This window comes from Galactobacter sp. (assembly GCF_022712295.1).
In the GTDB taxonomy this organism is placed as follows: Bacteria; Actinomycetota; Actinomycetes; order Actinomycetales; family Micrococcaceae; genus Galactobacter.
The window spans coordinates 1-7,516 of the sequence record NZ_JALAGT010000025.1 but is presented as its reverse complement, the minus strand read 5'-3'; the positions used below and the strand labels follow the sequence as shown (position 1 = coordinate 7,516).

The 7,516-nt window shown below is 65.8% G+C and carries 6 protein-coding genes; all 6 read right to left on the bottom strand.

Annotated features, from left to right (window positions below):
* Positions 1 to 1,572: alkaline phosphatase (phoA, locus tag Q0A15_RS01895; protein WP_291277849.1), on the bottom strand; the 1,572-nt coding region annotated here is incomplete at its 3' end.
* 136 nt (positions 1,573 to 1,708) lie between these two features.
* The gene (locus Q0A15_RS01890) at positions 1,709 to 1,840 is read right to left on the bottom strand and encodes a putative transporter small subunit (RefSeq protein WP_291277848.1); all 132 of its coding nucleotides are present in this window, start codon (positions 1,838 to 1,840) and stop codon (positions 1,709 to 1,711) included.
* Positions 1,841 to 1,889: 49 nt separating this feature from the next.
* Positions 1,890 to 3,602, bottom strand: a complete 1,713-nt coding sequence (locus tag Q0A15_RS01885; RefSeq protein ID WP_291277850.1) for a sodium:solute symporter family protein — start codon at positions 3,600 to 3,602, stop codon at positions 1,890 to 1,892.
* 837 nt (positions 3,603 to 4,439) lie between these two features.
* Positions 4,440 to 5,312 carry a serine hydrolase gene (locus Q0A15_RS01880; protein WP_291277847.1) on the bottom strand — a complete coding sequence of 291 codons (873 nt, stop codon included), beginning with the start codon at positions 5,310 to 5,312 and terminating at the stop codon, positions 4,440 to 4,442.
* On the bottom strand, positions 5,309 to 6,406 hold the full coding sequence (locus Q0A15_RS01875; protein WP_291277846.1) for a C45 family peptidase: 1,098 nt from the start codon (positions 6,404 to 6,406) through the stop codon (positions 5,309 to 5,311). Before Q0A15_RS01875 ends, Q0A15_RS01880 begins: the two co-directional genes overlap by 4 nt.
* Positions 6,403 to 7,356 (bottom strand): serine hydrolase, encoded by a 954-nt coding sequence (locus Q0A15_RS01870; protein ID WP_291277845.1) that lies wholly within the window; start codon positions 7,354 to 7,356, stop codon positions 6,403 to 6,405. The genes Q0A15_RS01875 and Q0A15_RS01870 overlap by 4 nt, the downstream gene beginning before the upstream one ends.
* Positions 7,357 to 7,516: the final 160 nt, after the last annotated feature.

The window sequence follows — 7,516 nt, the reverse complement described above, 5'->3', positions numbered from 1 at the left end:
GGCAGGATCGCTGGGGTCGGCAGGATCGCTGGGGTCGGCAGGATCGCTGGGGTCGGCAGGATCGCTGGGGTCGGCAGGTTGCGGGTCACCCGGCAGATCCGCGGTCTCCGGCAGTCCGAGTGCATGCTGGACCGTGAAGAAGAGGTCGGTCTGATCCGTCAGCCCGGACACGTTGGCCGCCTGCGGCCCATAGGCCGCAATGCGCAGCTGGCTGCCCGTGTGCATTTGGGAGCCACCCTCGTCCGCAGTGCCATAGGCGATGGTCATGGGCTGGCCTTCCTTCGTGAGGATGGTGCGGGTCAGACCCAACGTGGTCTCACCCGGGTAGACGATCTGCGACGAGTGCGCGTGGTCAGCAGTGACGACCACCAGGGTGTCCTTGTCCTGCTTCGCGAACTCGAGGGCCTCCTGGACGGCCTCGTCCAGCTGCACGGCCTCACCGATCTGACCGCACGGGTTGGCCGCATGGTCCTCCTTGTCGATGGAGGCCGACTCCACCTGCAGGAAGAAGCCGTCATCGGAGCCCTTGAGCAGGTCGATGGCCTTGGACGTCATCGCGGCCAGTCGCGGAGTTTCCTTGGTGAAGTCGGCGTTCTGCGTGCACTGCGCAGCGGGCTCACCGCCGCCGTCACGGGTGGCCTTGGGTCCGGAGAGTCCGACCGGCAGGTTGCCGTCGGCGAAGAGGCCGAGCACCGGCTCGTCCTGATCGGCCGTGGTGATCCCGTCGAGTTCCGGGGCGGTCTTGACGACGTTGTAGCCACGCTCTTGGGCCTGGGACAACAGGGTCTTGCCCTTGTAATCCCCTGCGGTGGCCTTCTCCGCGAAGGTCGCGGCGCCTCCTCCGAGGGTGACGTCGGCCCGTGTGTTGATCAGCTGCTCGGTGATGGAGCCCGCTCCCCCGTTCTCCAGGGCGTTCTCCGGGCATTTCTCCAGCGTGACCTTCGGGCCATAGCAGGAGCGCTGGCTCACGTGGGAGGCCTGCACGGCGGGGGTGGCGTCCTGAATCTCGGAGGTCGTAACGTTTCCGGTCTTGAGGCCCTTGGTCTTGGCCAGTTCCAGCAGGGAGTCCTGGGCCTTGCCGTCGATATCCACCGAGATCGCGTTGTTGTACGTCTTGGTGCCCGTGGCCCACCCGGAGCCCGAGGCCGCGGAGTCCGTCACGTAATCCGGCTTACCGTTGGTCTTGTCCAGGGAGAAGGTTGTGTACTGCCCCGTGACGGGAAGCGCATCGATGCCCGGGAATTCACCGTTGGCGCCGTGTTCGTAGTTGCGGGCCGAGGTGATCTCGGAGTCGCCCATGCCGTCGCCGATGACCAGGATGACATTCTTGGCGGTGCTGCCGTCGATGGCCTGCTTCAGGGCCTCGGTCTGGTCGCCGTCGTTGTGTCGAGCCCCGCCGTGGTCGGTGATGTCCGCCGCCGACACCGCGGCCTGCGCCGGCGCCGCGACCCCCAATCCGAGCGCCGTGGCGCAGGCCAGTCCGGTGAGAAGTGAGCGTTTCAGATGCACGGATGCGTCTCCTGCCTCGATGGCCCGCATCACCTTGGGTGGCCTGCGAGCCTGATGTGGCATGCGGGTGCGGGGGCGCCCTGCATGCGATGACAGGATCCAGAGTGGGCAGCAAGGATGAAGCGCGTCCTGTGAACCGATGAATTACGGTGTCATCCGAAGCGAACGGGGGATGAACTTCAGCGGGCCGGCGCCGCCATCAGATGATGGTTCGGCCCTCGCGTTTGGCCTGGCGCAGTTCCTTGAAGAAGGCCTTGGCGATCACGAAAAGGGTTCCGGCGACGATGACGGGCCAGATCAGGACGTAGAGGGTCAGCATGAAGACCGACATGATTGCTCCTTACAGGTTCGGGAAAATGGTGATGAGACGGATTCGGCGCTCAGCGTGCCGGTTCCTTGTCTGCATCCAGGTCGTCGTCCGGGTCGTTGTCACCCTCACCCTGCAGCTGTCCTGCGAACTCCTCCGGGTGTTCGGCACTCGCGACGTCGAAACTTCCGGTCTTCGCCGCCAGCACGGAGAAGTCGAAGTTCTTCTTGGACCTGAAGGACATGAAGTAACAGACCGCCGCACTGACGGCGTAGGCCACCAGCGATCCGGAGAGCGTCTCGTACTGGTGCAGGAATCCGATCACGATCGGAGTGCTCGCAACTGCCGCGACAGCACCGGCCCACAGCGCGACCTTCTTGCCGAAGAACCCGAAGGCCATCAGCCCGATGATCACACCGATCCCGATCACGTTGAGCACGTCCACGATGATGCCCGCGAACCCGTTCAGGGGGATCCAGCCGAAGCGCACCGGCAGGAAGACCGCCATGGCCACCAGCACGGAGACCGTGAACGCCAGGTTCGTGACCTTGGGCCAGTAGAAGCTGGCGATGACAGGGAAGACCAGGCAGCCCCACAGCGCGCCGACGAAGACGAGCATGTCGAGGATGTTCATCTGTCCGGTGGCGAAGTACAGTCCAGCCGCCATCGCCACGATCATGGTGATGCGACCGATGAGGACCATGGTCTTGGGGTTGGGCTTCTTGCCCGACTTCCCGCGGCCATAGATGTCCGTCATCATGATGGACGCCAAAGCGGCCAGGTCGGAGTCCGCCGTCGAGGAGAGCGATCCGATGATCATCACGAAGAACAGGCAGATCAGCACCGGCCCCAGGTAGGTCACGGCCATCTGAGGCATGAGGTTGTTGGTGTCCCCGCCTGCAGGCTTGACTCCAAGGTAGAGGGCCATGACACCGATCATGCCGACACCGATCACGGTGGCCCCATAGCCGATGGTGGCCGTGATGAAGGTCGGCTTGATCAGGTCCTCACGCACCGCGAAGAGGCGCTGCGCGATGGTCTGGTTGCCGATCGCATACGCCAGCACCGCGGCGATGTAGGGGGCACCCTGTTCCAGGAAGGCGTCCGAGGAGAAGAAGTTGGACTGCTGCGCGGTCAGGTTCGCGGCGCCCTCGGTGAACATGCTGGGGCCGCCTGCCATGAAGAACACGGTCGGGATGACGATCACCACGGCACCGAGCATGGCGAGCACCTGAGCGAAGTCGGTGAGCACAGAGGCACGGAAGCCGGACCACAACGTGTAGAGCAGCACGCCGGCCGCGATGAAGAGGATGCCCTGGCCGAAGCTGAACGGGGAGAGCATGGAGATCAGTGCGCCACCGGCAATGAGGTTGGTGGTGAGACTGATCAGGCTGCCGAGCACGTTGGAACCCGCCAGCATCAGCTGGCTGGAACGTCCGTGTCTGGCGTACATGACCTCGGCAATGGTGTGCGCGTTCGGGGCCACGGCGCGGATCCGTCGGCCGAAGGGGTAGATGAACAGGATCATCAGTGCGCCCCAGAGGCCGTAGTGGATGGGGCCGGAGACGCCGTAGGTGTAGCCCGACGTGGCGGAGGCGTACATCGAGGAGGCCCAGATCCAGGTCGCGGTCATGGAGGCCGCCGAGATGCCGAAGCCGATCTTTCCACCGCCGGTCATGTAACCGTCGGCGTTCTCCTTCTTCCTACCGATCCGCATGGACATGTACAGGCTTCCACCGAAGAAAACCACCAACAGGGCGACGATCAGCCACCCGTTGAGTTCCATCAATTCGACACCGTTATGCACGCATCATCCTTTGCTAGACCAATAACTCCACGCTGCTCGGAAAATCATTCAAGGACCACATGATTCGGCAGCGAAACATGCCCTCCTCAACCAGACCCTCCGGGACCGAATACCTGCTGGTCGCTACACCCGCTAAGGGGCGTGGACCCGTCGCCACTGCAATCCGAATGGAGAGCGGCACGGGCTTCCAGCGGTGCACGGGCAACCATCATCGATTGCCCGGCGCATGACACACGGCACCACGCAGCTCAACAACTATAGACAGTGACGCGTCGGTAACTACAAACCAGGATCCGCGGTTTTCCGCGGCTCTGAGGCTCCTGCAACCGCGCGCTTCCCATACGGCACATGCGAAGTGACAGTGTTATACATTCGTTACAAAGAGGGGTGCGTCACACAGTCGAGACGGCTCGGCCCCGGTCCCGAATCGGCCGCCTGACCACTTCAGATCTCGGCATTCACCTGCCAGAACCGAGGCGCACCACAGACCAATTCATCGTGATCCGAATTCAAGTCCTTCAATACCGTTATTATGCGGACGGCTTCACACCGGCTCCGGTCACAACCAGGACAGGATCAGTCCCACGCCCCACCAAGGATTCCTCGACAACAACGGGGGCCAATATCCCCATCAATACTTGATCGGATTCAGAGATCCGTTTCTCGGCCCAAGGCAAGACATCGCCATCTTGGTCCGGTATCGCCGTGTGGTGTGGGTGCGGCTGGGTCCAGCGGTGGCTCTGATGGTTCAGGTAGGCAGCCAATGGCTCTGTGCCATCGAACGCTACCGAACCGCGGCGTCCTCCAGATCGGACCTCAGGCGCCCGTGGCCAGGTCGGCGCGCATGGCTTCCCCGACGTGGCACATCGAAGCCAGCACGTCGTCACGCACCTCCGGCCGTGCATCCGGCCCGTCACCGTTCAACACACTGGGCCATTGAGCCAGCACCGCGTACGCCAGCCCCCGGTCGTGGTTCATGACCACACCGATGTCCGCACGGACCGAGGTGAGGGTTCCCGTCTTGTTCCAGACCCACAACCCTCTGTCGAACTCGGCATGAGCCAAAGGGTCCAGCCCGAAGGCCGAGGCCACCATGGACAGATCGGCACCAGCGCCGAGCCACCGCGTCAGCACATCCACCGACGCGGAGGACAGCCCCTCCCGCCGAGCCAGCCGCGCACAGAAGTCCGCCAGTTCCTCGGCGGAACCGTGCGACAGCCGTGAGGGCGCACCCGGCGGAATGGGCCAACGGACACAGTCATCCAGCCCGGACGCCGTGTAGCCGAGCGCCCGCGTGTGCTCAGCGACCGCGTCCAACCCCACGACCCGGGCCAGGGTGTTGGTCGCGGTGTTGTCGCTGTAGGCTCCGACCAGCGCGGCCACGTCGTAGAGGCTCAGGGTGTCCTGTTGCAGCAGGTACCAGAGCCCCGAGTTGTCGATCAGCTCCGAGGGCCTACGCGTGACGCGCTCCTCCAGGGAACGGGTCCCGGTATCCACCTCGGCCAGCAGCCGGTGAAGCAGGAAGACCTTGCCCACGCTCGCGGTGTTCAGCACCGTTTCAGGCGCGTGCTGCAGCTCGACCGTCCCACCGAACACGTCGACGACCTTGGCGGAGAAGCGCAGGCCGTAGCGCTCCTCCAGGTCCGTCAGCCCGGCTTCGGCGGCCGCGTAGGAGACGGGCGTGCTCACGCAGGCACCCGCTCACCGCGGGCAAAGGCGGAGAGCCGTCCCTCCCAGACCTCCGCGTCGTCGCCCGGGTCGCCCTGCACCAGGACCTTGTCCGCTGCGGTGTCGACGACCACGGAGACGAAGGTGTGCAGACCATCGGAAGTGTTGAGCACGCCGGGCGCACGCAGCGCGGACAACGCCGCCTCCGGAGAGTCCACCACCCCGGAGTGTTCCTCCAGCGCGGCTCCACGGGTCAGGCTCTCATCCAGCCGAGCGGCCGGGACGGTCAGCGCCTCCAAGGACGTATCCACGAGCGTGATGTGGTTCGTGTGTCGCAGGGGCGACTCGGCGCCGCCTGCCCCGGAGACGGCCACGTGACCGGCGGCGTTCTCGACGAGGTCGCCGCGGGCACCAGGACCGTCGGCCACGTCGAACGCGAATCCACCTGCACACGGCACCGAAGAGAGCACGTCGCGCGCATCCTCCCCGGACGTCTGTCGCTGCGCGTGCCTGGCCACCAGGTGGCGACCCGCCCCGGCCAGCAGCGCGCGCGGTACCGGGACGTGGTCGCATCCGAAGCTCAGGCCGGCCGACGTCGTGACGAACGAGTTGGCAGGCAACATTCCCGGGTACCAGACCACGGTGACGGTGGGGTCGTCCTCGATGTCCAGCGTCACGAGCCGGACCAGGCCACGCACCTCCCCGTCGCCGTCCTCGTTGTGCCCCATGACCACGCCGTCGTGCGGAACCGCGCAGACGTCGGAGCACCCGATGCCGTCATCGCCGAGGTCTCCGCGCAGGTTGATGGCCCACAGGTCCTCGGCAGGCAGTCCGGCGCCCTCGGCAATGAGGTCGATCTCCGCGGACTCGACGGGCAGCAACACCCGGCTGGACTCCATCACGGCATGGAATCGATCCGCCGCGACGCCGGACGTTCGGGTGACCTGACGCGCCCATGCTCCCCCGTCCAGGTCTCGCCACGCACGGATGTCGTCCGCATGTTCGCGGCCAAGCGCTCGCATCACGTCCTCACGGCCGCCTCGCAGCACGGTCCATTCCAGTCCTGACACGGCGTCCAGCCGCGTGACCTCCACCTGCCCGACGACGTTGCTCACTTGGCTGCCTCGCCTTCCGACCCGTCGGAAGGCGCCGCGGGCGCCGCGGGCGCCGCGGGCGCCACCCGCCCGTCGGCCCTGTCCAGGCCTGTCACCCAGGCGCGGATCTGCTCACCGATCTGCGCCATCGATGACTCCACGGTGGCGCGCAGGTCCAGGCCGGCCTCGTCCGCGTCGTCCCAGTTGGCGCCCACCGCGTAGGCGATGGATCCGCGCGGCCCGGAGAGGTGACCCACGTCGATGCGGGCCGTGGAGATGGCGCCGGTCTTGTGGCGCAGCAGCAAGCCCTGGTATTCGCGTTCCACGTGCGCCAGCGGGTCGAGCAGGAAGGCGGAGGCCACCATGGAGGTGTCCGCGTTGGCCGCGAGCCAACCGAGTACGCGCGCACGCACGGCATCGGTGATGACCGACGCATCGGCGTCGGCTCCGGCGGCCCGCGCCGCCTCGCCGTCGCCCTCCCCCAGTCGACGGATCACGTCGGAGAGCTCGGCGCCGGTGCCATACGAGGAGGTCCACGGCAAGTTCGGATCGCCGCGGTCGTCGCGGATGTAATCCAGCAGCGTGGTGTTCTCGTAGCCCAGGCCCTTTGCCACGGCCACGACGTTGTCCAGCCCACAGGCGTGGATGAGCGCGTTGGTGGCGAGGTTGTCGCTGAATGCGCCGACGAACAGGGCGGCATCCTCGATGGTGAGGTTTTGATCCGACATCCGGTAGAGCAGCCCGGAGTCCTCGACGAAGAACTCGTCAAGCACCTCGATGCGTTCGTGGGCCTTGAGCCGGCCGTCCTCGAGGCGGCGGGCCACCTCGATCAGCAGGAAGATCTTGCCGATGCTGGCGGTCTTCAGCCGTTTGGTTGCCGTCTCCTCCGCGAGCACCTCCCCCGACGTGGCGTCGAGGATCCGAATGGACCAATCGACGTTGGCGGCCAGCGCGGGCAAGGACAGAGACATGGAAGACCTTTCACGAGTTCGTGTGGGCTATGACCTACTGATGGAATGTTTTCACACACGGCCGACGGCGGTGGGGGTTGGTTGGTGGGGCGACAAAAACACCCCCCCACGAGGGTGGGGGAGGGGGGCGCCCCCGGGGGGAGGGGGGGGGGGCGGGGGG